Origin of the sequence: Streptomyces griseus subsp. griseus (assembly GCF_000720255.1) — a bacterium.
In the GTDB taxonomy this organism is placed as follows: Bacteria; Actinomycetota; Actinomycetes; order Streptomycetales; family Streptomycetaceae; genus Streptomyces; species Streptomyces griseus_I.
In genome coordinates, this window is sequence record NZ_JOJE01000033.1 from 30,246 (window position 1) to 56,635 (window position 26,390).

The 26,390-nt window shown below is 69.8% G+C and carries 28 protein-coding genes; 21 read left to right on the forward strand and 7 right to left on the reverse strand.

All coding sequences use genetic code 11. The features are described from left to right. Positions 1-26: 26 nt before the first annotated feature. The 15 genes from prmC (at position 27) to IG99_RS33140 (ending at position 13,757) form a co-directional block, all read left to right on the forward strand. Entirely contained in the window at positions 27-872 is an 846-nt protein-coding gene (gene prmC / locus IG99_RS33070) for a peptide chain release factor N(5)-glutamine methyltransferase (RefSeq protein WP_037680566.1), read from the forward strand. Positions 873-949: 77 nt separating this feature from the next. Then, positions 950-1,597: an L-threonylcarbamoyladenylate synthase gene (locus tag IG99_RS33075; RefSeq protein ID WP_037680567.1), complete on the forward strand. Its 648-nt coding sequence runs from the start codon at positions 950-952 to the stop codon at positions 1,595-1,597. Continuing rightward, positions 1,594-2,271, forward strand: a complete 678-nt coding sequence (locus IG99_RS33080; protein WP_037680568.1) for an arsenate reductase/protein-tyrosine-phosphatase family protein — start codon at positions 1,594-1,596, stop codon at positions 2,269-2,271. The genes IG99_RS33075 and IG99_RS33080 overlap by 4 nt, the downstream gene beginning before the upstream one ends. 81 nt (positions 2,272-2,352) lie before the next feature. Beyond that, a complete protein-coding gene (locus IG99_RS33085) occupies positions 2,353-3,591 on the forward strand; it encodes a serine hydroxymethyltransferase (protein WP_037680569.1) in 1,239 nt (412 codons plus the stop codon). Between the two features lie 129 nt (positions 3,592-3,720). Further along, on the forward strand, positions 3,721-5,067 hold the full coding sequence (locus IG99_RS33090; protein WP_037680570.1) for an MraY family glycosyltransferase: 1,347 nt from the start codon (positions 3,721-3,723) through the stop codon (positions 5,065-5,067). A 302-nt stretch (positions 5,068-5,369) separates the two neighbouring features. Beyond that, the gene (locus IG99_RS33095) at positions 5,370-5,816 is read left to right on the forward strand and encodes a hypothetical protein (protein ID WP_037680572.1); all 447 of its coding nucleotides are present in this window, start codon (positions 5,370-5,372) and stop codon (positions 5,814-5,816) included. 225 nt (positions 5,817-6,041) lie between these two features. Further along, positions 6,042-6,863: a F0F1 ATP synthase subunit A gene (gene atpB / locus IG99_RS33100; protein ID WP_037680574.1), complete on the forward strand. Its 822-nt coding sequence runs from the start codon at positions 6,042-6,044 to the stop codon at positions 6,861-6,863. 79 nt (positions 6,864-6,942) lie between these two features. Then, on the forward strand, positions 6,943-7,176 hold the full coding sequence (gene atpE / locus IG99_RS33105) for an ATP synthase F0 subunit C (RefSeq protein ID WP_033275524.1): 234 nt from the start codon (positions 6,943-6,945) through the stop codon (positions 7,174-7,176). Between the two features lie 41 nt (positions 7,177-7,217). Next, complete coding sequence (locus IG99_RS33110) at positions 7,218-7,763, forward strand: F0F1 ATP synthase subunit B (RefSeq protein WP_037680575.1); 546 nt, start codon at positions 7,218-7,220, stop codon at positions 7,761-7,763. After that, entirely contained in the window at positions 7,760-8,575 is an 816-nt protein-coding gene (locus tag IG99_RS33115; protein ID WP_037680577.1) for a F0F1 ATP synthase subunit delta, read from the forward strand. The genes IG99_RS33110 and IG99_RS33115 overlap by 4 nt, the downstream gene beginning before the upstream one ends. A 128-nt stretch (positions 8,576-8,703) precedes the next feature. After that, positions 8,704-10,302 (forward strand): F0F1 ATP synthase subunit alpha, encoded by a 1,599-nt coding sequence (gene atpA / locus IG99_RS33120; protein ID WP_037680578.1) that lies wholly within the window; start codon positions 8,704-8,706, stop codon positions 10,300-10,302. A 21-nt stretch (positions 10,303-10,323) separates the two neighbouring features. After that, entirely contained in the window at positions 10,324-11,241 is a 918-nt protein-coding gene (locus tag IG99_RS33125; protein WP_037680579.1) for a F0F1 ATP synthase subunit gamma, read from the forward strand. Continuing rightward, positions 11,241-12,677, forward strand: a complete 1,437-nt coding sequence (gene atpD, locus IG99_RS33130) for a F0F1 ATP synthase subunit beta (protein ID WP_037680581.1) — start codon at positions 11,241-11,243, stop codon at positions 12,675-12,677. The genes IG99_RS33125 and atpD overlap by 1 nt, the downstream gene beginning before the upstream one ends. Before the next feature lie 111 nt (positions 12,678-12,788). Beyond that, entirely contained in the window at positions 12,789-13,163 is a 375-nt protein-coding gene (locus IG99_RS33135) for a F0F1 ATP synthase subunit epsilon (protein WP_037680582.1), read from the forward strand. 147 nt (positions 13,164-13,310) lie between these two features. Next, positions 13,311-13,757, forward strand: coding sequence for a DUF2550 domain-containing protein (locus IG99_RS33140; protein ID WP_037680584.1), 447 nt, complete (start codon positions 13,311-13,313; stop codon positions 13,755-13,757). A gap of 14 nt (positions 13,758-13,771) precedes the next feature. Here IG99_RS33140 and IG99_RS33145 read toward each other — a convergent pair whose 3' ends face one another. From IG99_RS33145 to IG99_RS33155, 3 genes are all read right to left on the reverse strand, one after another. Then, positions 13,772-15,595: a glycoside hydrolase family 18 chitinase gene (locus tag IG99_RS33145; RefSeq protein WP_037680586.1), complete on the reverse strand. Its 1,824-nt coding sequence runs from the start codon at positions 15,593-15,595 to the stop codon at positions 13,772-13,774. 127 nt (positions 15,596-15,722) lie between these two features. Continuing rightward, complete coding sequence (locus tag IG99_RS33150) at positions 15,723-16,373, reverse strand: response regulator (RefSeq protein WP_037680587.1); 651 nt, start codon at positions 16,371-16,373, stop codon at positions 15,723-15,725. Then, positions 16,370-17,545 (reverse strand): sensor histidine kinase, encoded by a 1,176-nt coding sequence (locus tag IG99_RS33155; protein WP_037680589.1) that lies wholly within the window; start codon positions 17,543-17,545, stop codon positions 16,370-16,372. Before IG99_RS33155 ends, IG99_RS33150 begins: the two co-directional genes overlap by 4 nt. Positions 17,546-17,697: 152 nt before the next feature. Here IG99_RS33155 and IG99_RS33160 point away from each other — a divergent pair, with 152 nt between their 5' ends. Next, positions 17,698-18,279 carry a hypothetical protein gene (locus tag IG99_RS33160; RefSeq protein WP_037680590.1) on the forward strand — a complete coding sequence of 194 codons (582 nt, stop codon included), beginning with the start codon at positions 17,698-17,700 and terminating at the stop codon, positions 18,277-18,279. Next, entirely contained in the window at positions 18,276-18,461 is a 186-nt protein-coding gene (locus tag IG99_RS33165; RefSeq protein WP_037680592.1) for a DUF5708 family protein, read from the forward strand. Before IG99_RS33160 ends, IG99_RS33165 begins: the two co-directional genes overlap by 4 nt. Here IG99_RS33165 and IG99_RS33170 read toward each other — a convergent pair. Genes IG99_RS33170 through IG99_RS33180 form a run of 3 tightly spaced genes read right to left on the reverse strand, consistent with a single transcriptional unit; the run spans position 18,458 to position 20,586 of the window. Further along, on the reverse strand, positions 18,458-19,030 hold the full coding sequence (locus IG99_RS33170) for a cob(I)yrinic acid a,c-diamide adenosyltransferase (protein WP_037680594.1): 573 nt from the start codon (positions 19,028-19,030) through the stop codon (positions 18,458-18,460). The genes IG99_RS33165 and IG99_RS33170 overlap by 4 nt on opposite strands. A gap of 13 nt (positions 19,031-19,043) precedes the next feature. Further along, on the reverse strand, positions 19,044-19,793 hold the full coding sequence (locus tag IG99_RS33175) for an ABC transporter permease (RefSeq protein ID WP_037680596.1): 750 nt from the start codon (positions 19,791-19,793) through the stop codon (positions 19,044-19,046). A 10-nt stretch (positions 19,794-19,803) separates the two neighbouring features. Further along, complete coding sequence (locus tag IG99_RS33180) at positions 19,804-20,586, reverse strand: ABC transporter ATP-binding protein (RefSeq protein ID WP_037680597.1); 783 nt, start codon at positions 20,584-20,586, stop codon at positions 19,804-19,806. Between the two features lie 80 nt (positions 20,587-20,666). Here IG99_RS33180 and IG99_RS33185 point away from each other — a divergent pair, with 80 nt between their 5' ends. The 4 genes from IG99_RS33185 to IG99_RS33200 all read left to right on the forward strand — a co-directional run bounded on the left by IG99_RS33185 (position 20,667) and on the right by IG99_RS33200 (position 25,598). Then, on the forward strand, positions 20,667-21,308 hold the full coding sequence (locus IG99_RS33185) for a TetR/AcrR family transcriptional regulator (protein WP_037680598.1): 642 nt from the start codon (positions 20,667-20,669) through the stop codon (positions 21,306-21,308). A 124-nt stretch (positions 21,309-21,432) separates the two neighbouring features. Next, positions 21,433-22,281 (forward strand): 3-hydroxyacyl-CoA dehydrogenase family protein, encoded by an 849-nt coding sequence (locus IG99_RS33190; RefSeq protein WP_037680600.1) that lies wholly within the window; start codon positions 21,433-21,435, stop codon positions 22,279-22,281. 153 nt (positions 22,282-22,434) lie between these two features. Continuing rightward, the gene (locus IG99_RS33195) at positions 22,435-22,758 is read left to right on the forward strand and encodes an STAS domain-containing protein (protein ID WP_037680601.1); all 324 of its coding nucleotides are present in this window, start codon (positions 22,435-22,437) and stop codon (positions 22,756-22,758) included. Between the two features lie 266 nt (positions 22,759-23,024). Continuing rightward, positions 23,025-25,598 (forward strand): ATPase AAA, encoded by a 2,574-nt coding sequence (locus IG99_RS33200; protein ID WP_037680602.1) that lies wholly within the window; start codon positions 23,025-23,027, stop codon positions 25,596-25,598. A 72-nt stretch (positions 25,599-25,670) separates the two neighbouring features. Here the strand turns inward: IG99_RS33200 and nucS are convergent, their stop codons facing one another. Next, entirely contained in the window at positions 25,671-26,342 is a 672-nt protein-coding gene (gene nucS / locus IG99_RS33205; protein WP_037680604.1) for an endonuclease NucS, read from the reverse strand. Positions 26,343-26,390: the final 48 nt, after the last annotated feature.

Consider the following 26,390-nt stretch of genomic DNA (forward strand, 5'->3'; position numbering starts at 1 on the left):
GTACGAGTACGACACGGAGGACTTGCGTGAACCTGCTGCTCGCAGAGGTGGCCCAGGCCACCCAGCGGCTGGCCGACGCCGGCGTGCCCTCGCCGCGCAACGACGCGGAGGAGCTCGCCGCGTTCGTGCACGCCGTGAAGCGGGGCGAGTTGCACTCCGTGAAGGACTCCGACTTCGACGCCCGGTACTGGGAGGTCGTCGCGCGCCGTGAACAGCGGGAGCCGCTGCAGCACATCACCGGGCGTGCCTTCTTCCGGTACCTGGAACTCCAGGTCGGGCCCGGCGTGTTCGTCCCGCGCCCGGAGACCGAGTCGGTCGTCGGATGGGCCATAGACGCCGTCCGCGCGATGGACGTCGTCGAGCCGCTGATCGTGGACCTGTGCACCGGCTCCGGCGCCATCGCGCTCGCCCTCGCCCAGGAGGTCCCGCGCTCCCGCGTGCACGCCGTGGAGCTGTCCGAGGACGCCCTGCGGTGGACCCGCAAGAACATGGAGGGGTCCAGGGTCGACCTGCGCCAGGGCGACGCCCGGGACGCCTTCCACGACCTCGACGGCCAGGTCGACCTCGTCATCTCCAACCCGCCGTACATCCCGCTCACCGAATGGGAGTACGTCGCTCCCGAGGCGCGGGACTACGACCCCGACCTGGCCCTGTTCTCGGGCGAGGACGGCCTCGACCTGATCCGCGGTCTGGAACGCACCGCACACCGGCTGCTGCGCCCCGGCGGTGTCGTCGTGATCGAACACGCGGACACCCAGGGCGGACAGGTCCCCTGGATCTTCACCGAGGAACGGGGCTGGGCCGACGCGGCCGACCACCCCGACCTCAACAACCGCCCGCGCTTCGCGACGGCCCGCAGGGCGATGCCGTGAACGCGACCGCGACATTCGAGACCCCGACTTTCGACCCGCAGCACCCGCAGCAGTACGTGTACGAGGAGGCCCGCTAAATGGCACGGCGATACGACACCAACGACGCGACCGACCGCGTGACCGGTCTGCGTGAAGCCGCGTCCGCGGTCCGCCGTGGTGAACTGGTGGTCCTCCCCACCGACACGGTGTACGGCATCGGCGCCGACGCGTTCACCAAGGAGGCCGTGAGCGACCTCCTCGACGCCAAGGGCCGGGGCCGCAACATGCCCACCCCTGTGCTGATCGGCTCCCCGAACACGCTCCACGGTCTCGTCACCGACTTCTCCGAGCTGGCCTGGGAGCTCGTCGACGCGTTCTGGCCGGGCGCGCTGACGCTCGTCGCCAAGCACCAGCCGTCCCTCCAGTGGGACCTGGGGGACACCCGAGGCACGGTTGCCGTGCGCATGCCGCTGCACCCGGTCGCCATCGAGCTGCTGACGGAGGTCGGGCCGATGGCGGTCTCCTCCGCCAATCTCACCGGGCACCCCGCGCCGGAGAACTGTGACGCGGCGCAGGAGATGCTCGGGGACTCCGTCTCCGTCTACCTCGACGGGGGGCCGACGCCCGGCAACGTGCCGTCGTCGATCGTCGACGTCACGCGTGAGGTGCCGCTGCTGCTGCGCGCGGGCGCGATCTCGGCGGACGAGCTGCGGAAGGTCGTACCCGACCTCGAGGTGGCGAATTGACAGCCCCTGACACGGGGCGTGGCATAGGCAGCGGGGAGCGTACGGCGGAGGAAACGACCACTTTCGGGTTTCCGCGCGACAGCTTCCGCATCCTCCACGTCAGTACCGGCAACGTGTGCCGCTCGCCGATCACCGAGCGGCTGACCCGGCATTTCGTGTCGCAGCGGCTCGGGGTGCTGGGCGGCGGGCTGATCGTGGAGAGCGCGGGTACCTGGGGTCATGAGGGCGCGCCGATGGAGGCGAACGCGGAGGCGGTGCTGGCGGAGTTCGGGGCGGACACGTCGGGGTTCGTGGGGCGGGAGCTGCTCGACGAGCACGTCATCATGGCGGACCTGGTGCTGACGGCCACGCGGGACCATCGGGCGCAGGTGATCTCCATGGGGCATTCGGCGGGGCTGCGGACGTTCACGCTGAAGGAGTTCACGCGGCTGGTGAAGGCGATCGACCCGGCGACGTTGCCTCCGCTGGAGGACGGGGTGGTGGCTCGGGCCCGGGCGTTGGTGCGGGCCGCCGCCGCGTTGCGGGGGTGGCTGCTGGCGCCCACGGCCGAGGCGGACGAGGTGTATGACCCGTACGGGGCGCCGTTGCCGTTCTTCCGGTCGGTGGGGGACGAGATACATCAGGCGCTGGATCCGGTGGTGACCGCGTTGACCGGGGTGGCGGCGCGGGCGTAGGGCCGCTGTTCCACTGCCGGGCGGGGGTGGCCCCCGCGGCCTACATTGGTCGTACGTCACCGGCGACGTTCGGAGCACACCATGACGGTCAGCCCTGCCCTCGAGGCCGACATCCTGCGGCAGCGGGATCCTGAGCTCGCGGACGTGCTGCTGGGGGAGCGGGAGCGGCAGTCGACGACGTTGCAGTTGATCGCCGCGGAGAACTTCTGCTCGCCGGCGGTGCTCGCGGCGCTCGGCTCGCCGCTCGCGAACAAGTACGCGGAAGGGTATCCGGGCGCCCGGCACCACGGTGGCTGCGAGATCGTCGACGTCGCGGAGAGCATCGCCGTGTCGCGCGCGAAGGCCCTGTTCGGGGCCGAGCACGCCAACGTGCAGGCGCACTCCGGGTCCTCCGCCGTCCTCGCCGCGTACGCGGTCCTGTTGCGCCCAGGGGACACCGTCCTCGCGCTCGGGCTGCCGTACGGCGGACATCTCACGCATGGCTCGCCCGCGAACTTCTCCGGCCGCTGGTTCGACTTCGTGGGGTACGGCGTCGACGCGGAGAGCGGGCTCATCGACTACGAGCAGGTGCGGACGCTGGCCCGCAACCACCGGCCCAAGGCGATCGTGTGCGGGTCGATCGCCTACCCACGCCACATCGAATACGCCCTGTTCCGGGAGATCGCCGACGAGGTCGGGGCCTATCTCATCGCCGACGCGGCGCACCCGATCGGGCTGGTCGCCGGGGGAGCGGCGCCCAGTCCGGTGCCGTACGCCGACATCGTGTGCGCCACCACGCACAAGGTGCTGCGCGGGCCGCGCGGCGGGATGCTCCTGTGCGGCTCCGAACTGGCCGAGCGGGTGGACCGGGCCGTGTTCCCCTTCACTCAAGGCGGGGCTCAGATGCACACCATCGCCGCCAAGGCCGTCGCGTTCGGGGAGGCGGCAACTCCGGCGTTCGCGGTGTACGCCCATCAGGTGGTCGCCAATGCGAGGGTTCTCGCCGACCGTCTCGCGGCCGAGGGGCTGGCGGTCACCACCGGCGGGACCGACACCCACCTCATCACCGTCGACCCCGCGCCCCTCGGTGTCGAGGGGCGCGCCGCGCGCGGGCGGCTCGCCGCCGCCGGGATCGTGCTGGACTGCTGTGCCCTGCCCCATGACTCCGCCCGCGGCCTGCGGCTGGGCACCGCGGCGCTGACCACGCAGGGCATGGGGGAGCGGGAGATGGAGCGCGTCGCGGCGCTGCTGGCCGGCGTGCTGCGGGAGGACGTGGAGGCCAAGCGCGCACGTGAAGAAGTGCGGGATCTCACTGGGGGATTTCCGCCGTATCCCCGCTGAACGGGGGTAGGCGCGCATCCGTACACAGCCACACGTGCAACCATCGTCGATACCCGGAAGTCCCCAACCATATGCAGCCGTCGCTAGGGTGTGGGGCTGAGATGGCCAGCGAGACCTGTGGGGAAGCCCGTGCGTGAATACCTGCTGACGCTCTGCATCACGGCCGCGGTGACGTATCTGCTGACAGGGCCGGTACGGAAGTTCGCGATCGTGGCCGGAGCGATGCCGGAGATCCGGGCACGTGACGTGCACCGGGAGCCCACTCCGCGGCTCGGCGGGATCGCGATGTTCTTCGGCCTGTGCGCGGGCCTGCTCGTCGCCGACCACCTCACCAACCTCAACGAGGTCTTCGAGAAGTCGAACGAGCCGCGCGCGCTGCTGTCCGGGGCGGCGCTGATCTGGCTGATCGGTGTCCTCGACGACAAGTTCGAGATCGACGCCCTGATCAAGCTGGGCGGCCAGATGATCGCCGCCGGTGTGATGGTCGTGCAGGGTCTGACGATCCTGTGGCTGCCGATCCCCGGAGTCGGCACGGTCGCGCTGACGCAGTGGCAGGGCACGCTGCTCACGGTCGCGCTGGTCGTCATCACGATCAACGCGGTCAACTTCGTGGACGGCCTCGACGGCCTCGCCGCCGGCATGGTGTGCATCGCCGCGGCCGCGTTCTTCATGTACGCCTACCGCATCTGGTACTCGTACGGCATCGAATCGGCTGCCCCGGCCACACTGTTCGCGGCGATCCTGATGGGCATGTGCCTGGGCTTCCTGCCGCACAACATGCACCCCGCGCGGATCTTCATGGGCGACTCGGGCTCGATGCTGATCGGCCTGGTGCTGGCGGCCGGCGCGATCTCCGTCACCGGGCAGGTCGACCCGGACGTGATGAACATGTTCTCCAAGTCGGAGCGGGCCACCGTGCACCAGATGGTGCCGGTCTACATCCCGCTGGTGATGCCGCTGACGATCATCGCGATCCCGGCCGCCGACCTGATCCTCGCCATCGTGCGGCGCACCTGGCGCGGTCAGTCGCCGTTCGCCGCGGACCGCGGGCACCTGCACCACCGGCTCCTGGAGATCGGGCACTCGCACAGCCGCGCGGTGCTGATCATGTACTTCTGGTCGGCGCTGATCGCGTTCGGCGCGCTCGCCTACTCCGTCAACTCGGCGTCCATGTGGATCGTCCTGGGCGTCGTCGTCCTCAGCGCGATCGGTCTCGCGCTGCTCCTGCTGCCGCGCTTCACGCCGCGCGCGCCGCGCTGGGCCGAGCACTTCGTGCCGCCGCGCTACCGCCGCCGCCGGGCCGCCGTCGCGGCGGCGCGGGAGTCGGCGCGGGAGGCGGTGCCTGCGGCCGTGCCGGCCGCCTCGGTGGTCGTGGCGGAGGGGAACACGGAAGAGCAGCGCACGCCCGTTGTGGCAGGAGTGTCCGGAGTCAACGGAGCGACTGCTGTGGGCCCCCGTTCACGGCTCCCAAGGTAAGAATCTGACTAGAGCATTGCCAAGTCGTGGGAGAGCAATGGGGGGCCAAAGCGCCTCTATATCAGACAAAAGGGCGCGGTTCCTGCACAGACGCGCACTGTCACTCTCATGTGTGACAGCTGGCACACCTTCGAGGTAAAGACCTCATCAAATAGTTTGTGATACCGTTCACGAGAACCCCGGACAGAGTCGAAGGACCGCAGTGCGACGGTCCATGGGCGCGAGTCTCCAGCACTCCACCCCGGGGACTACGCTCGTCCATGACGACACCCCTGCCCCCCTGCGAAAGCGGAGTTGCCGCCATGCCGTCCAATGACGCCCGGATCCTGGCCCAGGCCGCTGTGCCCACAGCCGCCGTCGGCGCTGTCGCCGCCGTCATCAGTGCGGTCGTGGCCGGTGGCGAGGGTGCGATCGGGGCGGTCGTCGCGACGCTGGTGGTGATCCTCTTCATGGGGATCGGCCTGTACGTCCTGCAGCGCACTGCCAAATCGCTTCCGCATCTCTTCCAGGCGATGGGCCTCATGCTCTACGCGGCGCAGATCCTGCTGCTGTTCATCTTCGTCGCGGCCTTCAAGCACACGACGTTGTTCAACCCCCGGGCCTTCGCTCTCACGCTCGTCGCCGGCACCCTCGCTTGGATCGGCGCGCAGACGCGTGCCCACATGAAGTCCAAGATCCTCTACGTCGAACCTGATTCGGGCACCTCCGCCAACGGTGACAAGCCCGAAAAGACGGGGCACTCGTCGTGAGAGGTAGGGCCGGGATAAAGGCGCACGAGAAGTCCTGCTATCGTCCGGTGCCAACTGCGGCATCGCGGGCGCGGGCATCCGAGCTGACGCCTGCTCAAGCGCGAGGCGAGATGCCCCTGAGCCGCCCCCACATCCGTAACACCAGTCCCGTGCCGAACCGCGGCAGCGTGCCGCGCCGACACAACGAGGTTGCCGTACCTATGCGCCACGCTGAAGGAGCCCGCGGTGAGTGCTGACCCGACGCAGGTGCTCGCCTTCGAGACCGATTGCCACATCTTCGACGGCTGTGGATTCCCCTCTCCTGGCCTGCACTCGTTCCTGTTCGAGCCCATCTGGGGCGACGGGGACAGCAACGTGTACTTCAACAAGACGATGCTGCTGGCGCTGCTCGGCTCGATCATCATCGTCGGGTTCTTCTGGGCCGCGTTCCGCCGGCCGCAGGTCGTCCCGGGCAAGCTGCAGATGGTCGCCGAGGCGGGCTACGACTTCATCCGGCGGGGAGTCGTCTACGAGACGATCGGAAAGAAAGAGGGTGAGAAGTACGTACCGCTCGTCGTCTCCCTCTTCTTCTTCGTCTGGATGATGAACCTCTGGGCGATCATCCCGCTCGCCCAGTTCCCGGTCACCTCGGTCATCGCCTACCCGGCGGGACTCGCGGCCATCGTCTACATCCTGTGGGTCTCACTCACCTTCAAGCGGCACGGATTCGTCGGCTTCTTCAAGAACGTCACCGGCTACGACAAGTCGCTCGGCCCGGTGCTCCCGCTGGCGATGGGCATCGAGTTCTTCTCGAACCTGCTGATCCGCCCGTTCACCCACGCCGTGCGACTCTTCGCGAACATGTTCGCTGGTCACACCCTGCTGCTGCTCTTCACGATCGCCAGCTGGTACCTGCTGAACGGCATCGGCATCGCGTACGCGGGTGTCTCGTTCATCATGACCGTCGTGATGACCGCCTTCGAGCTGTTCATCCAGGCCCTGCAGGCCTACGTCTTCGTGCTGCTGACCTGCACCTACATCCAGGGCGCGCTGGCCGAGCACCACTGAGTCACCGCGCCGTCCGCCCTCAACGAATCGTCCGGTGGCCAACCCCCACCGGGTCCGTAAAGGAAAAGGAAGAACTGGCATGTCCCAGACCCTTGCCGCCGTCACCGGCTCGCTCGGTTCCATCGGTTACGGCCTTGCTGCCATCGGCCCCGGCGTCGGCGTCGGCATCATCTTCGGCAACGGCACCCAGGCCCTGGCCCGCCAGCCCGAGGCCGCCGGCCTGATCCGTGCCAACCAGATCCTCGGCTTCGCCTTCTGTGAGGCGCTCGCCCTGATCGGTCTGGTTATGCCGTTCGTCTACGGCTACAACTAAACCGCCACCCGGACCAGCCGACTAGACGAAAGGCCATACACATGAGCCCGCTGCTCACGATCGCGGCCGAGGAGATGGAGAATCCCCTCATCCCGCCGATCCCCGAGCTTGTCATCGGCCTTATCGCCTTCGTCATCGTCTTCGGCTTCCTCGCCAAGAAGCTCCTCCCGAACATCAACAAGGTTCTGGAAGAGCGCCGCGAGGCCATCGAGGGCGGTATCGAGAAGGCCGAGGCCGCCCAGACCGAGGCCCAGAGCGTCCTCGAGCAGTACAAGGCCCAGCTCGCCGAGGCCCGTCACGAGGCCGCGCGGCTGCGCCAGGAGGCGCAGGAGCAGGGCGCGACGCTCATCGCCGAGATGCGCGCCGAGGGCCAGCGGCAGCGTGAGGAGATCGTTGCCGCCGGTCACGCGCAGATCGAGGCCGACCGCAAGGCCGCCGCGTCCGCGCTGCGCCAGGACGTCGGCAAGCTCGCGACCGAGCTGGCCGGCAAGCTCGTCGGTGAGTCCCTCGAGGACCACGCCCGCCAGAGCCGTGTCATCGACCGCTTCCTCGACGAGCTCGAGGAGAAGGCCGAGGCCACGCGATGAACGGAGCGAGCCGCGAGGCCCTGGCAGCCGCACGCGAGCGTCTCGACGCGCTGACGGACTCCACGTCCGTGGACGCGGCGAAGCTCGCCGACGAGCTGGCCGCCGTCACCGCGCTGCTCGACCGCGAGGTGTCGCTGCGTCGGGTCCTCACCGACCCGGCGCAGTCCGGCGAGGGCAAGGCCGAGCTGGCCCAGCGCCTGTTCGGCAGCCAGGTCAGCGGGGAGACCGCTGACCTGGTGTCCGGACTGGTGCGCTCCCGCTGGTCGCAGTCGCGCGACCTGGTGGACGCGCTGGAGGACCTGGCGAACATCGCCGACCTCACCGCCGCGCAGCAGGCCGGCACGCTCGACGACGTGGAGGACGAGCTGTTCCGCTTCGGGCGGATCGTCTCCTCGAACACCGAGCTGCGCGCCGCGCTGACCAACCGCAAGGCCAGTGTCACGGCCAAGGGCGAGCTGCTGCGCAGCCTGCTCGGCGGCCGGGCCGTCCGGGGCACCGAGCGTCTGGTGACGCGCCTCGTGACCGCGCCGCGGGGACGTAGCCTGGAGGCGGGACTCGAGTCCCTGTCCAAGCTGGCCGCCGAGCGGCGGGACCGTGTCGTGGCCGTCGTCACCTCGGCGGTGCCGCTGAGCGACCCGCAGAAGCAGCGCCTGGGCGCCGCCCTCGCGAAGCTCTACGGGCGCACGATGCACCTCAACCTGGACGTGGACCCCGAGGTCCTCGGCGGGATCCGGGTGCAGGTCGGCGACGAGGTCATCAACGGATCTCTCGCGGACCGCATCGAGGACGCCACCCGCCGTATGGCGAGCTAGCAGCAACACAAAAAGACGTAGAAATACGGCCCGAGTTGGGCCGTGCAGAGGATTCACCTCGTTCAGGGGGGAGTCCCCCATCCCCCCAAGTGAAACTTCGGGCCCAACAAGGAGAGCAGGGAACCCAGATGGCGGAGCTCACGATCCGGCCGGAGGAGATCCGGGACGCGCTGGAGAACTTCGTCCAGTCGTACAAGCCGGACGCGGCCTCGCGCGAGGAGGTCGGTACGGTCACCCTTGCCGGCGACGGCATCGCGAAGATCGAGGGTCTTCCCTCGGCCATGGCCAACGAACTGCTGAAGTTCGAGGACGGCACCCTCGGCCTCGCGCTCAACCTGGAAGAGCGCGAGATCGGCGCCATCGTCCTCGGTGAGTTCAGCGGCATCGAGGAGGGTCAGCCGGTCACCCGTACCGGTGAGGTGCTCTCCGTGGCCGTCGGCGAGGGCTACCTCGGCCGCGTCGTCGACCCGCTCGGTGCCCCGATCGACGGCCTCGGCGAGATCGAGACGTCCGGCCGCCGCGCCCTTGAGCTGCAGGCCCCGGGCGTCATGGCCCGTAAGTCGGTGCACGAGCCGATGGAGACCGGCTACAAGGCCGTCGACGCGATGACCCCGATCGGCCGTGGCCAGCGTCAGCTGGTCATCGGTGACCGTCAGACCGGCAAGACCGCCCTGGCCGTCGACACGATCATCAACCAGCGCGACAACTGGCGCTCGGGCGACCCGAAGAAGCAGGTCCGCTGCGTCTACGTCGCCATCGGTCAGAAGGGCTCGACCATCGCCTCCGTGCGTGGCGCCCTCGAAGAGGCCGGCGCGCTGGAGTACACGACCATCGTCGCCGCCCCGGCGTCCGACCCGGCCGGCTTCAAGTACCTGGCGCCGTACACCGGCTCGGCCATCGGCCAGCAGTGGATGTACGAGGGCAAGCACGTCCTGATCATCTTCGACGACCTGTCGAAGCAGGCCGACGCCTACCGCGCCGTGTCGCTGCTGCTGCGCCGCCCGCCGGGCCGTGAGGCCTACCCGGGTGACGTCTTCTACCTGCACTCCCGGCTGCTGGAGCGCTGCGCGAAGCTCTCCGACGAGATGGGCGCCGGTTCGATGACCGGTCTGCCGATCGTCGAGACCAAGGCCAACGACGTCTCGGCGTTCATCCCGACCAACGTCATCTCCATCACCGACGGCCAGTGCTTCCTGGAGTCGGACCTGTTCAACGCCGGTCAGCGTCCCGCGCTGAACGTCGGTATCTCCGTCTCCCGAGTCGGTGGTTCCGCGCAGCACAAGGCGATGCGCCAGGTGTCCGGTCGTCTCCGCGTCGACCTCGCCCAGTTCCGTGAGCTGGAGGCGTTCGCCGCCTTCGGTTCCGACCTGGACGCCGCGTCGAAGGCGCAGCTGGAGCGCGGTTCGCGCATGGTCGAGCTGCTGAAGCAGGCCCAGTACCAGCCGATGGCCACCGAGGACCAGGTCGTCTCCATCTGGGCCGGCACCAACGGCAAGATGGACGAGGTTCCCGTCGCCGACATCCGCCGCTTCGAGAAGGAGCTCCTGGAGTACCTGCACCGCAAGGAGCAGGGCCTCATGACCTCCATCAAGGAGGGCGCGAAGATGTCGAACGACACCATCCAGGCGATCGACGACGCCATCGCGGAGTTCAAGAAGCAGTTCGAGACGTCCGACGGCAAGCTGCTCGGCGAGGACGCCCCGGCGGCTGTCAACGTCTCCAAGTGACGTAAGGAAGGGACCTGACTCATGGGAGCCCAGCTCCGGGTCTACAAGCGTCGCATCCGATCCGTCACCGCGACCAAGAAGATCACGAAGGCGATGGAGATGATCGCCGCCTCGCGCGTCGTCAAGGCGCAGCGCAAGGTGGCGGCCTCCACGCCGTACGCGCAGGAACTGACCCGCGCGGTCACGGCGGTCGGTACCGGTTCGAACACCAGGCACCCGCTGACCACCCAGGCCGAGACGGTCACCCGGTCCGCGGTGCTGCTCCTGACGAGCGACCGTGGTCTCGCCGGTGCCTTCAACTCCAACGCCATCAAGGCCGCGGAGAAGCTGACCGAGCGCCTGGAGCGCGAGGGCAAGCAGGTCGACACGTACATCGTCGGCCGCCGCGGTGTCGCCCACTACAACTTCCGTGAGCGCACCATCGCGGAGTCGTGGACCGGCTTCACCGACGAGCCCACGTACGCGGACGCCAAGAAGGTCGCGGCTCCCCTGATCGAGACCATCGAGAAGGAGACCGCGGAGGGCGGCGTCGACGAGCTGCACATCGTCTTCACCGAGTTCGTCTCGATGATGACGCAGACCGCGCTCGACGACCGTCTGCTCCCGCTCAGCCTCGAAGAGGGCGAGCAGGAGAAGACGACGAAGGACGAGATCCTTCCGCTGTACGACTTCGAGCCGTCGGCGGAGGACGTCCTCGACGCCCTGCTGCCGCGCTACGTGGAGAGCCGGATCTACAACGCGCTGCTCCAGTCGGCCGCCTCCAAGCACGCCGCCACGCGGCGCGCGATGAAGTCGGCGACCGACAACGCGGGAGAGCTCATCGAGACGCTGTCCCGGCTTGCCAACGCGGCCCGCCAGGCCGAAATCACCCAGGAAATCAGCGAGATCGTCGGAGGCGCGAGCGCCCTGGCCGACGCGACCGCGGGGAGTGACCGCTAATGACCACCACTGTTGAGACGGCCACGGCTACGGGCCGCGTCGCCCGGGTCATCGGCCCGGTCGTCGACGTGGAGTTCCCCGTCGACGCGATGCCGGAGATCTACAACGCCCTCCACGTCGAGGTCGCCGACCCGGCGAACGCCGGCGAGAAGAAGATCCTGACCCTGGAGGTCGCCCAGCACCTGGGTGACGGCCTGGTCCGCACCATCTCCATGCAGCCCACCGACGGTCTGGTCCGCCAGGCCGCGGTCACCGACACGGGTACGGGCATCACCGTCCCGGTCGGCGACTTCACCAAGGGCAAGGTGTTCAACACCCTCGGTGAGGTGCTGAACGTCGACGAGCAGTACGAGGGCGAGCGCTGGTCCATCCACCGCAAGGCCCCGAACTTCGACGAGCTCGAGTCGAAGACCGAGATGTTCGAGACCGGCGTCAAGGTCATCGACCTTCTCACCCCGTACGTCAAGGGTGGAAAGATCGGTCTGTTCGGTGGTGCCGGCGTCGGCAAGACGGTGCTCATCCAGGAGATGATCTACCGCGTCGCCAACAACCACGACGGTGTCTCCGTGTTCGCCGGTGTCGGTGAGCGCACCCGTGAGGGCAACGACCTCATCGAGGAGATGTCGGACTCGGGCGTCATCGACAAGACCGCCCTGGTCTTCGGTCAGATGGACGAGCCCCCGGGCACCCGTCTGCGCGTCGCGCTGGCCGGCCTCACCATGGCCGAGTACTTCCGTGACGTCCAGAAGCAGGACGTGCTGTTCTTCATCGACAACATCTTCCGCTTCACCCAGGCGGGCTCCGAGGTGTCGACCCTGCTCGGCCGTATGCCCTCCGCGGTGGGTTACCAGCCGAACCTGGCCGACGAGATGGGTCTCCTCCAGGAGCGCATCACCTCGACCCGTGGTCACTCGATCACCTCGATGCAGGCGATCTACGTCCCCGCGGACGACCTGACCGACCCGGCCCCGGCCACCACCTTCGCCCACCTCGACGCTACGACGGTTCTCTCCCGTCCGATCTCCGAGAAGGGCATCTACCCGGCCGTGGACCCGCTGGACTCCACGTCCCGGATCCTGGACCCGCGCTACATCGCGCAGGACCACTACGAGGCCGCCATGCGCGTCAAGACGATCCTGCAGAAGTACAAGGACCTCCAGGACATCATCGCGATCCTCGGTATCGACGAGCTCGGCGAGGAGGACAAGCTCGTCGTCCACCGTGCCCGTCGCGTGGAGCGCTTCCTGTCCCAGAACACCCACGTCGCCAAGCAGTTCACCGGCGTCGACGGGTCGGACGTCCCGCTGGACGAGTCGATCGCGGCCTTCAACGCGATCTGCGACGGCGAGTACGACCACTTCCCGGAGCAGGCGTTCTTCATGTGCGGTGGCATCGAGGACCTCAAGGCCAACGCCAAGGAGCTGGGCGTCTCCTGAACTCCCTGAGTTCCGGTGAGGGGGCGGGCGCGTCCCGCCCCCTCATCCACGCCCACTAGACTTGTAACCAACACCCGGCCGAACCGCCGGGTGGTGACCCGAGGAGCCACCTTGGCTGCTGAGCTGCACGTCGCGCTGGTCGCGGCCGACCGAGAGGTCTGGTCCGGCGAGGCCACCCTGGTCGTCGCGCGCACCACGTCCGGCGACATCGGCGTCATGCCCGGTCACCAGCCGCTGCTCGGTGTGCTGGAGTCGGGCCCGGTGACCATTCGTACGAGTGACGGTGGAACGGTCGTCGCCGCGGTGCACGGCGGTTTCGTCTCGTTCGCCGACAACAAGCTGTCGCTGCTGGCCGAGATCGCCGAGCTGTCGGACGAGATCGACGTCCAGCGCGTGGAGCGGGAGCTCGAGCGCGCGAAGGCGGAGGGCGACGCCGCCGCCGAGCGCCGCGCGGACGTACGACTGCGTGCGGCGGCGGCGCGCTGACCCCAGCGCCCGTCACGCGATGACGTCACTCAGCCGCGGCCGGCACCGGAGCAATCCGGAGCCGGCCGCGGCTGAGGCAGATTTGGATGTTTTTTCCGTTCCGTTACCTGTATTGAAGGTACCTAGGAGACGAGGAGGTCGGTGCCGATGGTCCTCGCTCTGACTGTGTGCGGAATCGTCGTGGCCCTGGTGGTACTGGGGCTGTTCGTCTTCGGCCTGCGCCGCAGGCTCATCCAACGCTCCGGCGGTACCTTCGACTGTTCCCTGCGCTGGGACGTCCCCGACCATCCGGACACCAGCGGCAAGGGCTGGAGCTACGGTGTCGCCCGATACAACGGCGACCGTGTCGAGTGGTACCGCGTCTTCTCCTACGCCTACCGCCCGCGCCGCGTTCTGGAGCGCGCGTCGATCGAGGTGGCCGGCCGCCGGCTGCCCGAGGGCGAGGAGGAGCTGGCGCTGCTCTCCGACGCCGTCATCCTGACCTGTCTCCACCGGGGCACGCGCCTCGAACTCGCGATGAGCGAGGACGCGCTGACCGGTTTCCTCGCGTGGCTGGAGGCAGCCCCGCCCGGTCAGCGCGTGAATGTGGCGTAACTCGCCGAACTGTTCTACGACAGTCCGCTGTTGATGGCGCTCACCAGCTCGCCGCCGGCGGTGTCGCCGCTGAACTCCCAGAAGAACGCGCCGCCCAGGCCCTGGTTCTTCGCCCAGCTCATCTTCCCGGCGATCGTGGCCGGGGTGTCGTAGGACCACCAGTTGGTGCCGCAGTGCGCGTACGCCGTACCGGCGATCGTGCCGGTGACCGGGCAGGACGTCTTGAGGACCTTGTAGTCCTCGATGCCCGCCTCGTAGGTGCCGGGTGCCGCGCCGGTCGCCGTGCCGCCGGGGGCGGACTGGGTGACTCCGGTCCAGCCGCGGCCGTAGAAGCCGATGCCGAGGAGCAGCTTGGCCGAGGGGACGCCCTTCGCCTTCAGCTTGGCGATGGCGTCGGCGGAGTCGAATCCGGCCGTCGGGATGCCTGAGTACGAGGTGAGCGGCGAGTGCGGGGCGGTCGGGCCGGTGCCCGCCCAGGCGCCGAAGTAGTCGTAGGTCATCACGTTGTACCAGTCGACGGAGGCCGAGGCGCCGCCGTAGTCGGCCGCGTCGATCTTGCCGCCGGAGGAACCGTCGGCGGTGATGGCCGCGGTGACCAGGTAGTCGGGGCCGAACTCGGCCCGCAGGGCGGCCATCAGGTTCCTGAAGGCCGCGGCACCGGAGGTGTCGCAGCTCAGGCCGCAGGCGTTCGGGTACTCCCAGTCGATGTCGATGCCGTCGAAGACGTCGGCCCAGCGCGGGTCCTCCACCACGGCCTTGCAGGACTTGGCGAAGGCCGTCGGGTTCTGCGCGGCCTGGCCGAAGCCGCCGGAGTAGGTCCAGCCGCCGAACGACCACAGCACCTTGAGGTGCGGGTACTTGGCCTTCAGCTGGCGCAGCTGGTTGAAGTTGCCGCGCAGTGGCTGGTCCCAGGTGTCGGCGACGCCGCTCACGGACTGGTCGGCGGTGTAGGCCTTGTCGGTGGCCGCGTAGGAGTCGTCGAGGACGCACTGGCCGTTCTTGACGTTGCCGAACGCGTAGTTGATGTGGGTGATCTTGGCCGCCGAGCCGGAGGTCACCAGGTTCTTGACGTGGTAGTTGCGGCCGTAGACGCCCCACTCGGTGAAGTAGCCGAGCTTGACCTTGCCGCCGGTGGGCGGGGGCTCGGTCGTACCGCCGGTGGTGCGCACGGCGCGGGCGCCGCTGACCGGGCCGGTCTGGTCGGCGGTGTCGCGGGCCTGGACGGTGTAGGAGTAGTCGGTGCCCGCGGTCAGGCGGGTGTCGGTGTACGACGTGGCCGTCACCGTGGCGACCTTGGCGCCGTCGCGCAGCACGTCGTAGTTCTTGACGCCCTTGTCGTCGGTGGCGGCGCTCCAGGCCAGCTTCACCGAGGTGTTGGTGATGTCGGAGGCGGTGGGGGTGCCGGGCGCGGAGGGAGCCGCGTCGCCGGGGACGGAGGTGCCGTCACAGCTGCCGCCGTTGAGCTTGCAGTTGGCCGGGGAGCCGGATCCGGTGCCGTTGAAGCCGAAGGAGACGGCGGCGCCCGGGGCGAGGGAGCCGTTCCAGGACTTGTTCCTGGCGGTCCAGTGGGTTCCGGAGGAGGTGACGTCGGCGTCCCAGGCGGAGGTGACGGACGTGCCGGAGGGGAAGTCCCACTCCACCGTCCAGGAGTCGATGGTGGTGGTACCGGTGTTCTTGACGGTCCACTTGCCTTCGAATCCGGTGCCCCAGTCGGAGGCCTTGGTGTAGGTGGCGGTCGCGGTCGTCGCGGCCTGGGCGGGGCTCGCGAGGCCGACGAGTCCTGCCAGCGGGAGCAACAGGGTCGCGAACCCTGCCGCGGCTCGGTGTCCGAAGCGCATGCTGCGCCTCCTTGTGTGGGGTTGGGGGAGCGCGTGACTGAGCCTCACGCCCTCGCACGGTGCCGCGAGAATAGAAAGGTCTGGACCAGACCGTCAATAGGTCTGGACCATCGAGGGGTTGCTGCTGCTAGATCCCCAATTCCTGTGCCAGTACGGCCGCTTGCACCCGGCTGCGCAGCTCCAGCTTCCCCAGCAGACGGCTGACGTGCGTCTTCACCGTCGCCTCCGCCATGTCGAGCCGGACCGCGACATCGGCGTTGGAGAGCCCCTCGCCGAGGCAGGACAGCACGTCCCGCTCGCGCCGGGTCAGCGTCTCCAGGACGGCCGGATCGGCCTTCGGCTCCCGTACGGGTTTGGCGGCGAACTCGGCGATGAGCCGGCGGGTGACGGCCGGAGCGACGATGCCCTCGCCGCCCGCCACCGTGCGCACGGCCGTGAGCAGGTCCTTGGCTTCCGTGTTCTTCAGCAGGAACCCGGCCGCACCGGCCCGCAGCGCCCCGAAGACGTACTCGTCGAGGTCGAAGGTGGTCAGCACGAGCACGTCGGCGAGCCCCTCGGCCACCACCTGCCGGGTGGCCGACACCCCGTCCAGACGCGGCATCTGCACGTCCATCAGCACCACGTCCGGACGCAGTTCCCGCGCCCGCGCCACCGCCTGCTCACCGTCCGCGGCCTCCCCGACCACCTCGATGTCGGGCGCGCTGCGCAGGATGAGGACAAGACCGGCCCGGACGGCGGACTGGTCCTCGGCGACGAGGACCCGGACGGGCCGGCTCATACGGGGTCTCCTTCAAGGGCGAGGGGCAGGGTGGCGCGTACGGTCCACAGGGTGCCGTCCGGTCCGGCCGCCAGCGTGCCGCCGAGCAGCGTGGCCCGCTCCCGCATGCCGACCAGACCGGCGCCCGAGCCCGGCGCGCGGGGGCCGTTCCGGCGACCGTACGGGCTGCTCACCCGCACGTCGAGGGCGGCGTCGAGCCGGGTGAGCGAAACGGTGACACGGCCCGGACCGGCGTGCTTGAGGGCGTTGGTCAGCGACTCCTGCACGATGCGGTAGGCCGCGAGCTCCACCGGTGCCGGGACCGTGCCGTGGGCGGTGTCGAGAACGACGTCGAGGCCGTTGGCACGCGCGGTGTCGACCAGGGCCCCGAGGCCGTCGAGGGTGGGAGTGGCGGCCGGCTCGCGCTCCGGATCGCTGTCGCGGAGGATGCCGATCAGCCGCCGCATCTCCGCCAGTCCCTCGACGCTGTTCTCGCGGATGACGGTGAGGGCCTCGCGTGAGGTCGCGGGGTCGTCGAGGGAGAGCGCGGCGGTGGAGTGGATGGCGATGGCGGAGAGATGGTTGGCGACCATGTCGTGCAACTCCCTCGCCATCCGGGCGCGTTCCGCGGTGACCGCCTGGGTGCGGTCCATCTCGGCGAGCAGCGCGGTCTGCTCGGCGCGCAGCCGGGCGGCCTCGGCGGCGTCGCGGTGGTTGCGGACGATGAGCCCGGTGGACGCGGGCGCCAACGCCACGATGCCCACGGCCACGCCGATCAGCAGCGCCTCGGGCACCCGCCACAGCGCGAACGGCACCACCGTCGCCGTCACCGACAACAGCCCGGAGATCCAGGGGATACGCCGGGCCGACCCGGGAGTGCCGTACAGGACGGCCGCGTAGATGACGTCCGTGAACATCAGGAGGGTGACCAGATTGCCCTGGGTGACAGTGTCCAGTGTCAGCGCGGCCATGGCGGTGAGCAGCGCCGTACGCGGGGCGGCCCGACGCAGCAGCTCGCAGCCGGCCGTCACGGCGAGCGGTAACAGGATCGGCCAGCGGCCCGGGAGGAGCACGATCGGTTCGGCGGCCGGCCGGGTGCCCAGCCCGATCCCCCACAGCAGGATCCCGCCGAGCAGCCCGCCTCCCGCGATGTACATGTCGATGCGGTGCGGGCGGGGGAGTCGTACGGCCATGACTCCATCAAACACGGCTGGGGGGCCGTCCGCCTGCTCCATGGGAACGGTCCTCAACTGCATCTTTCGATGTACCGCGAGTTCGTCACCGACGACGACGAAGGGCGCGGATCCCGACGGGAGCCTGGAAGGGGGAACGAAGGGAGTCCGTCGTGATCGTCGCGTTGATCGTCGCCTGCGAAGTCGGTTTCTGGGTGCTGCTGGCCCTGGGCCTGGCGGTGCGTTACCTGCTGAAGTGGCGGCGTACGAGCGTCGTCCTGCTGTTGTGCGAGCCGGTTCTGGAGCTGGTCCTGTTCATCGCGACGGCGATCGACCTGAAGAACGGCGCGGAGCCGAGCTGGGAGCACGGCGTGGCGGCGCTGTACATCGGTTACACGGTCGGATTCGGCCACTACACGATCCGCTGGATCGACGGTCACGCCGCCCACCGCCTGGCCGGCGGGCCGCCCCCGCCCAAGCCGCCGCGTCACGGCGTCGCCCGCGCCCGGCACGAGACGAAGCTGTGGCTGCGCGGGGTCCTCGGGGGCGCGGTGGCGCTGGCGCTCCTCCAGTCCGCCGTCTGGTACGTCGGCGACTCGGGCGACGTCGGTTCCCTGCGCGCCTTCCAGTGGGCGGCCCTGCGTGCGGTGGGCATCTACGGCCTGATCACCCTCGCGTACTGGATCTGGCCGAAGAAGGCGCCGGCCGAGCCGCGGAAGCTGTCCGAATCCGGGACGGAGAGGGGCCGATCATGAGCCGGGCGTCGAAGAACCTGCTGGAAGGGGCCGTCACCCTCGTGATCGGCCTGGCCCTGAAGCTCTTCGCCGTGGGAGTGGACCTCCCGGTCGTCGCCCCCACGAAGGTCGGCGTGGTCCTGATGTGCGTCGGGGGCGCACTCGTCGCGACGGGCCTCTACCAGGCGACGCGGGCGGACTAGCGCTCCCCGCCCGGCACCCACAGCACATCGCCGACCTCCCCGTTGGCCGCCCGCGCCAGGATGAACAGCAGGTCGGAAAGGCGGTTGAGGTAGGTCGCGGTGAGGGGGTTCATGAGCTCGCCGTGGGCCTCCAGGGCGGCCCAGGTCGACCGCTCGGCCCGGCGGACCACCGTGCAGGCCTGGTGGAGCAGGGCCGCGCCCGGGGTGCCGCCGGGCAGGATGAAGGAGCGGAGCTTCTCCAGCTGTTCGTTGAAGCGGTCGCAGTCCGCCTCCAGCTTGTCGATGTAGAACTGCTCGACCCGCAGGGGAGGGAACTCGGGGTTCTCGACCACCGGCGTCGACAGGTCCGCGCCCACGTCGAACAAATCGTTCTGCACGCGGGTGAGGACCTTCACGATCTCCTCGTCCAGGCTCCCGAGCGCGATCGCCGTCCCGATCACCGCGTTCGCCTCGTTGGCGTCCGCGTACGCCGCGATCCGCAGATCGGTCTTGGCGACCCGGCTCATGTCACCGAGGTTGGTGGTGCCCGTGTCCCCGGTCTTGGTGTAGATGCGCGTCAGATTGACCATGAGGCCAGCCTAATTACGCCCCCGACGTGCGGAAGACCCTTGTGCCCACCGTCACGGACACGATCGTGAGACCGACGGCCGCCAGCACGCCGTAGAGCATGTGGGTGCTCGTGTACGAGCCGACGTACGCGTCGCGCACGGCGTCCACCAGGTAGCGGAACGGCATGAGGTGGGAGAGGAAGTCCAGCCAGGCCGGGCCGAGGGTCATCGGGAGCATCAGGCCGGACAGGAGCATGGCCGGCATCGTCATCGCGTTGACGGCGGGGCCGAACTCCGTGGGGGTGCGGACCTTCATCGCCAGGGCGTACGACAGCGAGGCCAGCGACGCCGTCAGCAGGGCCACGAACACGAAGCCGATCAGGACCCCGGCCAGGGGAGCCCGCAGCCCCATCGCCAGTGCCGCCAGCACCAGCAGCACCGCCTGGAAGACGAACACCGTGGCGTCGCGCAGGACGCGGCCGAGCAGCAGGGCCAGGCGGCTGACGGGCGTGACCCGCATGCGCTCCAGTACGCCCTGCTGCTTCTCGATGATGATCGCGAAGCCCGCGAAGGACGATCCGAACAGGCCGAGCTGGAGCAGCAGTCCCGGCACCAGCAGCTGCCAGGAGCTGCCCCGCCCGCCGAGGGGCAGGTCCGTCAGCAGCGGGCCGAAGAACAGCAGGTACAGCAGCGGCATCAGCACGCCGAAGAGCAGCGCGAAGCGGGAGCGCAGGGACTGGCGCAGATAGCGGCCGTAGACGAGGGCGATGTCGTGAAGCAGCATTCCGGGACTCCTATACGGCTACGGGAGCGGCGTCGGCCGGCGCGGCGCTGCGGCCGGTGATGGCCAGGAACGTGTCCTGCAGCGAGGCGTCGATCGAGCCGCCGTACTCGAGTTTCAGCGCGCTCGGCGTGCCCTCCGCCACCACCACGCCCGCGTCGACGACCACCAGACGGTCGGAGAGCGCGTCCGCCTCGTCGAGGTAGTGGGTGGTCAGGAAGACGGTGGTGCCGTGCTCGTCGCGCAGCCGGCGCACCAGGTCCCACAGATCCGCGCGGCTGCCCGGGTCCAGGCCCGTCGTCGGCTCGTCGAGGAACAGCACCTTCGGGCGGTGCGTGAGCGCCATCGCGATGTCGAGGCGGCGCCGCTGACCGCCGGAGAGCGCGCCCGCCCGGCGGTCGAGCAGGCCGGTCAGGTCCAGATCCCGCGCCAACTCCTCGGTGCGCGCGACGGCCTGGGCCTTGGTCAGGCGGTAGAGCCGGCCCTGGGTGACCAGCTCCTCCCGCACGGAGATCTGCGGATCCACCCCGCCCGACTGGGCCACGTAACCGCAGGCCCGCCGTACTCCGGCGGGATCGGTCGCGAGGTCGCAGCCGGCGACGGTGGCCGCGCCGCCGGTGGGGGCGAGCAGGGTGGTCAGCATCCGCAGGGTGGTGGTCTTGCCGGCCCCGTTCGGGCCGAGGAAGCCGAGGATCTCGCCCTCGCGCACGGTGAGGTCGATCCCGCGCACGGCCTCCACGGGGCCGCGCTTGGTCTGGAAGGTGCGGGCCAGTCCGGCCGCACTGATGATTGCCATGGCCCCAGAAAAACAGAGTCCCTTAAATTTTGCAATGTCTCCAAAGTTTCAGAGAGCCCAAGCGGCGTTAGGATTCGGACATGACAGAGGGGCTCAGGGAGCGGAAGAAGCGCGAGACCAGGCAGCGGATCTCGGACATTGCCACGGGACTGTTCCTGGAGCGCGGCTTCGTGCCGGTGACGATCGCGGAGGTGGCCGAAGCGGCCGACGTCTCCGTGAACACCGTCTACAACTACTTCCCGGCCAAGGAGGACCTCTTCTTCGACCGCTCCGCGGGCGTCGTCGACCGGCTCCCGCGCTGGGTGCGCGGCCGGGACGCGGGGGAGTCCGCCGCCCGGGCCGTCCTGCGCGAGCTGCGCGCCGAGGTCGAGGCGGTCTCCCCCCGGGTCGGGCTGATGGAGGGCTACGACCGTTTCCTGCGCGTCATCCACGAGGCCCCGCCGCTCCGCTCCCGGCTGTGGAGCCTGCAGCAGGAGGTCCTGGAGAACCTGGAGGCCACCCTGCGCGAGGAGACCGGGGCCGCCGCGGACGACCCGCTGCCGAACCTGATGGCAGGTCAGATCGGCTGGATCCACCAGACGGTCTTCGCGACCATCGGCCGTGAGATGGTCGCGGGGCGCAATCCGGACGAAGTGTCCCGAGAGATGCTCGTGCTTCTCGACGGTATCGAAGAGCTGTTGAGCGAGAAGGTGCTCAACTACGCCGTCCGGGGCGCGGGCTGAGCGGTCTTGGTGTGATGTCCGTCATGTGAGACGTGACGCGCATTACTTACTGGTCACACAGCCCTTCCCGAGCGCTAGTGTCCGCCTCAGAGGCGTACGTAAACAGCGTGTAAGGGGAGTCGGAGTGGCACGGAAGCTCGCCGTCATCGGGGCCGGTCTCATGGGGTCCGGCATCGCCCAGGTCTCCGCGCAGGCGGGCTGGGACGTCGTCCTGCGTGACGTCACCGACGAGGCACTGAGGCGTGGCACCGACGGCATCAAGGCCTCGTACGACAAGTTCGTGAGCAAGGGGAAGCTGGAGGCGCACGACGCCGACGCGGCCCTCGCCCGCATCACCGCCACCACCGATCTGGACGCCGTGGGCGACGCCGACATCGTCGTCGAGGCCGTCTTCGAGAAGCTGGAGGTCAAGCACGAGATCTTCCGCGCACTCGACAAGATCACGCGCGAGGACGCCGTGCTCGCCTCCAACACCTCCGCCATCCCGATCACCAAGATCGCGGCTGTGACGGAGCGCCCGGAGCGGGTCGTCGGCACCCACTTCTTCTCACCGGTGCCGATGATGCAGCTGTGCGAGCTGGTGCGCGGCTACAAGACCAGCGACGAAACACTCGCCACCGCACGGGAGTTCGCCGAGTCCGTCGGCAAGACCTGCATCGTCGTCAACCGCGACGTGGCCGGCTTCGTCACCACCCGGCTGATCTCCGCCCTCGTCGTCGAGGCCGCCAAGCTCTACGAGTCGGGCGTCGCGACCGCCGAGGACATCGACCTCGCCTGCAAGCTGGGCTTCGGACACGCCATGGGCCCGCTCGCCACCGCGGACCTCACCGGCGTCGACATCCTGCTGCACGCCACCAGCAACATCTACACCGAGTCCCAGGACGAGAAGTTCGCTCCGCCGGAGCTGATGCGCCGGATGGTTGACGCCGGTGACATCGGGCGCAAGAGCGGGCAGGGCTTCTACAAGCACTGACACCGCACACGCCCCGCAGGCGTCACGCCATGGGGTGAATTCGGTATCGGTTCGCTTACAGACGGCAACCTCCGACGGGCTCGTGCCGTCAGAGCTTGCATCACCTAGACGTGTCACATCGCTGAGCACGACGACGTACTCACGGGAGCGCATATGCACATCAGGGGCGACCACGCCGAGCTGGTCGTCGGGGGCCGCCTCGACGTCCGCAGCGCGGCGGACGCCCGTACGGTCCTGCACTCGGCCATCGACGACGGCGCCGGCGACCTCGTGCTCGACCTGTCCGAACTGGAATTCTGGGACGCCACCGGACTCGGTGTGATCATGGGCGTCCACCGGCGCGCCGGCCGCTGCGGCCGACGCCTGGTGCTGCGCGGCGTACCGCCGCAGATGCAGCGCCTGTTGGTGGCGACCCGGCTGCACCGCATCCTGGCGATCGAGGGCGGCATCGGGGTGGAGTCGCTGCCCCGGGTGTAAGACCTGTCGCGGGTGTGAATCCGCGGACGGGGGAGACCCGGGCAGCGCGAAGCGAAACGAACCGCGCGCACAATCCTCACGAGACTGTGATGTCTCCGACGGCGCGGTACCCCGGACTGTCGTAGATACTGTGCGAAGGTTTAGGGTTCGGCTGCCCGCCGCCCTGACAGCTCCGAGCGGGCACCGGACCAGAAGCGACAGCGAGGTGTGCGGCAAGGCCGGGAGGGGCTCGCACATGCACACGAACGCTTGGGGGGCTTGAACCCATGGACCCGAACACCCGGGGCCCCGAGGAGTACGGCCACGAGGGCGACGGCCACACACCGCGCCCACGCCCGCCCAGGGACCCCCTCACACCCGACTTCGGCCAGTCCGCACCGTCGCTCGCCCGCACGGTCCAACTGGTCTGCGGCGAGCACCTGCTCACCGTCAACCCCGTCGACGGCAGCGAGATAGAGCTCTGCCCCCCGTCCGAGCGCCCCGGCAGGCCCGAGAAGCTCACCGAGGCCGCGCGCGCCGAAGCCGCCCGCGCCGCCAAGCCGCCCGTCCCCCCGGGACCCGCGCAGCCCGCGCTGCCGCTCCTGGGCCGCCAGGACGAGCGTGAACAGCTGGTGCGGCTCCTCGCCCGAGGCCGCTCGGTCTGCCTCACCGGCCCCGCCGGCTCCGGCCGCACGAGCCTGCTCGACATCGTCGCCGAGGACTGCGCCGACCTCGCCCCCGACGGCGTGATCCGCCTGGGCGGCTTCCACCGCACGGCGAGCGACCTCCTGCACGACCTCTTCTACGCCGCCTACGACGCACCCCTGTACCGCCCCGAACGGGACGAACTGCTCACCCTGGTCCGTGAGATCGGCGCGGTCGTCGTCGTGGACGACCTCGAGTTCGGCGGCGCCGGGCTCGACGAACTGCTGGACGCGACCCCCGAGTGCGCCTTCCTGTTCGCCGCGACCCCCGACGCGCCCGCCCCCTCCGCCGACGCGGCCGTCGAGGAGGTCCTCCTGGGCGGCCTCGACCGGGCCGGCGGCGTGGACCTCATCGAGCGGGTGGCGGGCCGCGCGCTCACCGAGGAGGAGTCCAACTGGGCCGGTGACCTCTGGTTCGAGTCCGAGGGCCTGCCGCTGCGCTTCCTCCAGGCCGGCGCACTGCTGAGCCAGCGCGACCAACGGCGCGCCGACGCCGCCGCCGTCGACGAGTTCGGCGTCTTCGAGGACGCCCGCCCCGACGACGCCGCCGTCGACGCGCCCTTCGACATCGATGCCGAGGACGGCGAGCGGATACCGCTTCCGTCGCTCGGCGAGGCCGCCGCGCCCGCGCCGCTGCTCGCTGCCCGGCTGAGCGACTCCGCCCGCAGCACCCTGCGCTTCGCCCTCGCCCTCGACGGCGAGGTCCCGCACCAGGCCCACCTGCCCGCGCTCGTCGGCGACACCCACGCGGACGCCGCCCTCGGCGAGCTGGCCGCCTGCGGACTGGTCACGCCGGTCGGCTCCCGCTACCGGCTCGCCGCCGGGGTCCCCGCCCAGCTGGTGGCCGCCGGATACGGCGACGACATCGAGGAACGGGCCCTCGCCGCCGCCCAGCACTACACCTGGTGGGCCGGGCACCCCTCCGTCACTCCCGAGAGGGTGTGCGCGGAGGCGGACGCACTGCTCGCCGCGCTGGGCGTCCTGGTTCCGCTCACCTCGCCGGCCGACGCCGACGCCGGCGAGAACATCGCCGTCCAGCTCGCCCGCACCGCCGCGCCCGCGTTCGCCGCGGGGCTGCACTGGAGCGCCTGGGAGCGGGCGCTGCGGGCCGGCGCGGAGGCCTCCCGGCTCGCCGGGGAGGTCGCCGAACAGGCCTACTTCCACCATGAACTCGGCATCCTCGCCCTCTGCGAGGGACAGCTCGACCGGGCCCGTGCGGAGCTGGAGGCGTCCATCGGGCTGCGCGGCGCGCTCGCCGACAAGCGCGGCACCGTCGCCGGCCGGCGCGCCCTCGCCCTGGTCGCCGACCGCATGGGCGATGTGCCGGGCCTCGCGGCCGCGATGGCGGGGGAGGAGGTGCCGGACGCGCGCTCCGAGGAGTCGGCGTCCCCCGCGGGCGGCGTGCCCGCGGCACTGTCGGCGTTCCCGCAGCTTCAGCCTCCGTCGGGCGACACCCTCGTCACCCACCAGCTGTCCGCCCCGCCCGGCCCCTCGGTCCAGCCCGGCCCGTCCGGCGCGCCCCCGCGGCACGGCCGGGGCGGTCTCACGGGGCTCGTCCGCCGCAACCTCGTGGCGGTCGGCGCGGGCACGCTCCTCGCGGCGGTGCTCGGCACGGTCGTGACGCTCGGCGCCACCTCCGACAACGACGCCAACCCCCCGTCCGACAAGGTCCGCGTCAACCCGTCCGCCAGCCAGGACGTGGAGGACGGCAGCCTGGGCGCGGACGTGCCGAAGCAGGACGCGGGCAACGGCGACGCCGACAAGGTGACCAGCCGGCCGACGGATCCGGGCCCCGACGGCACGTTCGGCACGACCGACGATCCGACGCCGACACAGGCCACCGAGCCGTCGGACAAGCCGAGCGGGACGCGGGGGACAGAGAGCCCGTCGTCGCCGTCCCCGTCCCGTACGACTCCCAAGCCGACGTCCCCGAAGCCGCCGTCGTCGCCGAGTCCGTCGGCCCCGTCGAGCCCCACGGACACGTCCCCCGACCCGACCGACTCCGGCACCACGCCTCCGGCGACGAGCCCGTCGCAAACGCCGCCCTCCACCAACACGGCCGGCGGCTCCACCGACACCGACACCCCGAGCAACACGACGGCCGGCGCGCCCCGGAGCACGGACGGCACCCCGACCCATTCGGACCCCGTGATCTGATCCCCTGGGCAGAGCGAAGGGCCGGGTTCGCTTCTCAGGGACCCGGCCCTCCTCGTCGTACCACCACGGTGGTCAGAACAGGCGCAGCTTGTCGTCCTCGATGCCTCGGAGGGCGTCGTAGTCCATGACGTGGCAGCCGATGCCTCGGTCGGTGGCGAGGACCCGTGCCTGGGGCTTGATCTCCTGGGCGGCGAAGATGCCGCGGACCGGGGCGAGATGGGGGTCGCGGTTGAGCAGCTCCAGGTAGCGCGTGAGCTGCTCGACGCCGTCGATCTCACCGCGCCGCTTGATCTCGATCGCCACCGTCTGCCCCTCGGCGTCCCGGCAGAGGATGTCGACGGGCCCGATGGCGGTCATGTACTCGCGCCGGATCAACGTGTAGCCCTCGCCCAGGGTCTCGATGCGGTCGGCGAGGAGCTCCTGGAGGTGCGCTTCCACGCCGTCCTTGATCAGGCCCGGATCGACGCCGAGTTCGTGCGACGAATCGTGGAGGACTTCCTCCATCGTGATGATGAGCTTCTCGCCCGCCTTGTTGATGACGGTCCAGACGCCCTCCTCCTCGCCCGTGCCCTCCTTCAGCGTGCAGGGCGGCGACATCCAGTTCAGGGGCTTGTAGGCCCGGTCGTCCGCGTGGATGGAGACGCTGCCGTCCGCCTTCACCAGGATGAGACGGGGGGCGGAGGGAAGGTGGGCGGTGAGCCGGCCCGCGTAGTCGACGGAGCATCGGGCAATGACGAGACGCATGGTCGGCAACGCTACTCGACGGGCGTGGGTGCACGCGATTCGCCCTGG

Excerpts from the sequence above, each read along its gene's own strand:
- IG99_RS33155 (WP_037680589.1), bottom strand. The coding sequence starts at position 17,545 with ATGGCCGTACGACTCCCCCGCCCGCACCGCATCGACATGTACATCGCG.
- IG99_RS33110 (WP_037680575.1), top strand. The coding sequence starts at position 7,218 with ATGAGCCCGCTGCTCACGATCGCGGCCGAGGAGATGGAGAATCCCCTC.
- IG99_RS33165 (WP_037680592.1), top strand. The coding sequence starts at position 18,276 with ATGAGCCGGGCGTCGAAGAACCTGCTGGAAGGGGCCGTCACCCTCGTG.
- IG99_RS33175 (WP_037680596.1), bottom strand. The coding sequence starts at position 19,793 with ATGCTGCTTCACGACATCGCCCTCGTCTACGGCCGCTATCTGCGCCAG.
- nucS (WP_037680604.1), bottom strand. The coding sequence starts at position 26,342 with ATGCGTCTCGTCATTGCCCGATGCTCCGTCGACTACGCGGGCCGGCTC.
- IG99_RS33125 (WP_037680579.1), top strand. The coding sequence starts at position 10,324 with ATGGGAGCCCAGCTCCGGGTCTACAAGCGTCGCATCCGATCCGTCACC.
- IG99_RS33185 (WP_037680598.1), top strand. The coding sequence starts at position 20,667 with ATGACAGAGGGGCTCAGGGAGCGGAAGAAGCGCGAGACCAGGCAGCGG.
- IG99_RS33075 (WP_037680567.1), top strand. The coding sequence starts at position 950 with ATGGCACGGCGATACGACACCAACGACGCGACCGACCGCGTGACCGGT.
- IG99_RS33095 (WP_037680572.1), top strand. The coding sequence starts at position 5,370 with ATGCCGTCCAATGACGCCCGGATCCTGGCCCAGGCCGCTGTGCCCACA.
- IG99_RS33085 (WP_037680569.1), top strand. The coding sequence starts at position 2,353 with ATGACGGTCAGCCCTGCCCTCGAGGCCGACATCCTGCGGCAGCGGGAT.
- atpE (WP_033275524.1), top strand. The coding sequence starts at position 6,943 with ATGTCCCAGACCCTTGCCGCCGTCACCGGCTCGCTCGGTTCCATCGGT.
- IG99_RS33180 (WP_037680597.1), bottom strand. The coding sequence starts at position 20,586 with ATGGCAATCATCAGTGCGGCCGGACTGGCCCGCACCTTCCAGACCAAG.
- atpD (WP_037680581.1), top strand. The coding sequence starts at position 11,241 with ATGACCACCACTGTTGAGACGGCCACGGCTACGGGCCGCGTCGCCCGG.
- atpA (WP_037680578.1), top strand. The coding sequence starts at position 8,704 with ATGGCGGAGCTCACGATCCGGCCGGAGGAGATCCGGGACGCGCTGGAG.
- IG99_RS33115 (WP_037680577.1), top strand. The coding sequence starts at position 7,760 with ATGAACGGAGCGAGCCGCGAGGCCCTGGCAGCCGCACGCGAGCGTCTC.
- IG99_RS33170 (WP_037680594.1), bottom strand. The coding sequence starts at position 19,030 with ATGGTCAATCTGACGCGCATCTACACCAAGACCGGGGACACGGGCACC.
- IG99_RS33150 (WP_037680587.1), bottom strand. The coding sequence starts at position 16,373 with ATGAGCCGGCCCGTCCGGGTCCTCGTCGCCGAGGACCAGTCCGCCGTC.
- IG99_RS33145 (WP_037680586.1), bottom strand. The coding sequence starts at position 15,595 with ATGCGCTTCGGACACCGAGCCGCGGCAGGGTTCGCGACCCTGTTGCTC.
- IG99_RS33200 (WP_037680602.1), top strand. The coding sequence starts at position 23,025 with ATGGACCCGAACACCCGGGGCCCCGAGGAGTACGGCCACGAGGGCGAC.
- IG99_RS33140 (WP_037680584.1), top strand. The coding sequence starts at position 13,311 with ATGGTCCTCGCTCTGACTGTGTGCGGAATCGTCGTGGCCCTGGTGGTA.
- IG99_RS33195 (WP_037680601.1), top strand. The coding sequence starts at position 22,435 with ATGCACATCAGGGGCGACCACGCCGAGCTGGTCGTCGGGGGCCGCCTC.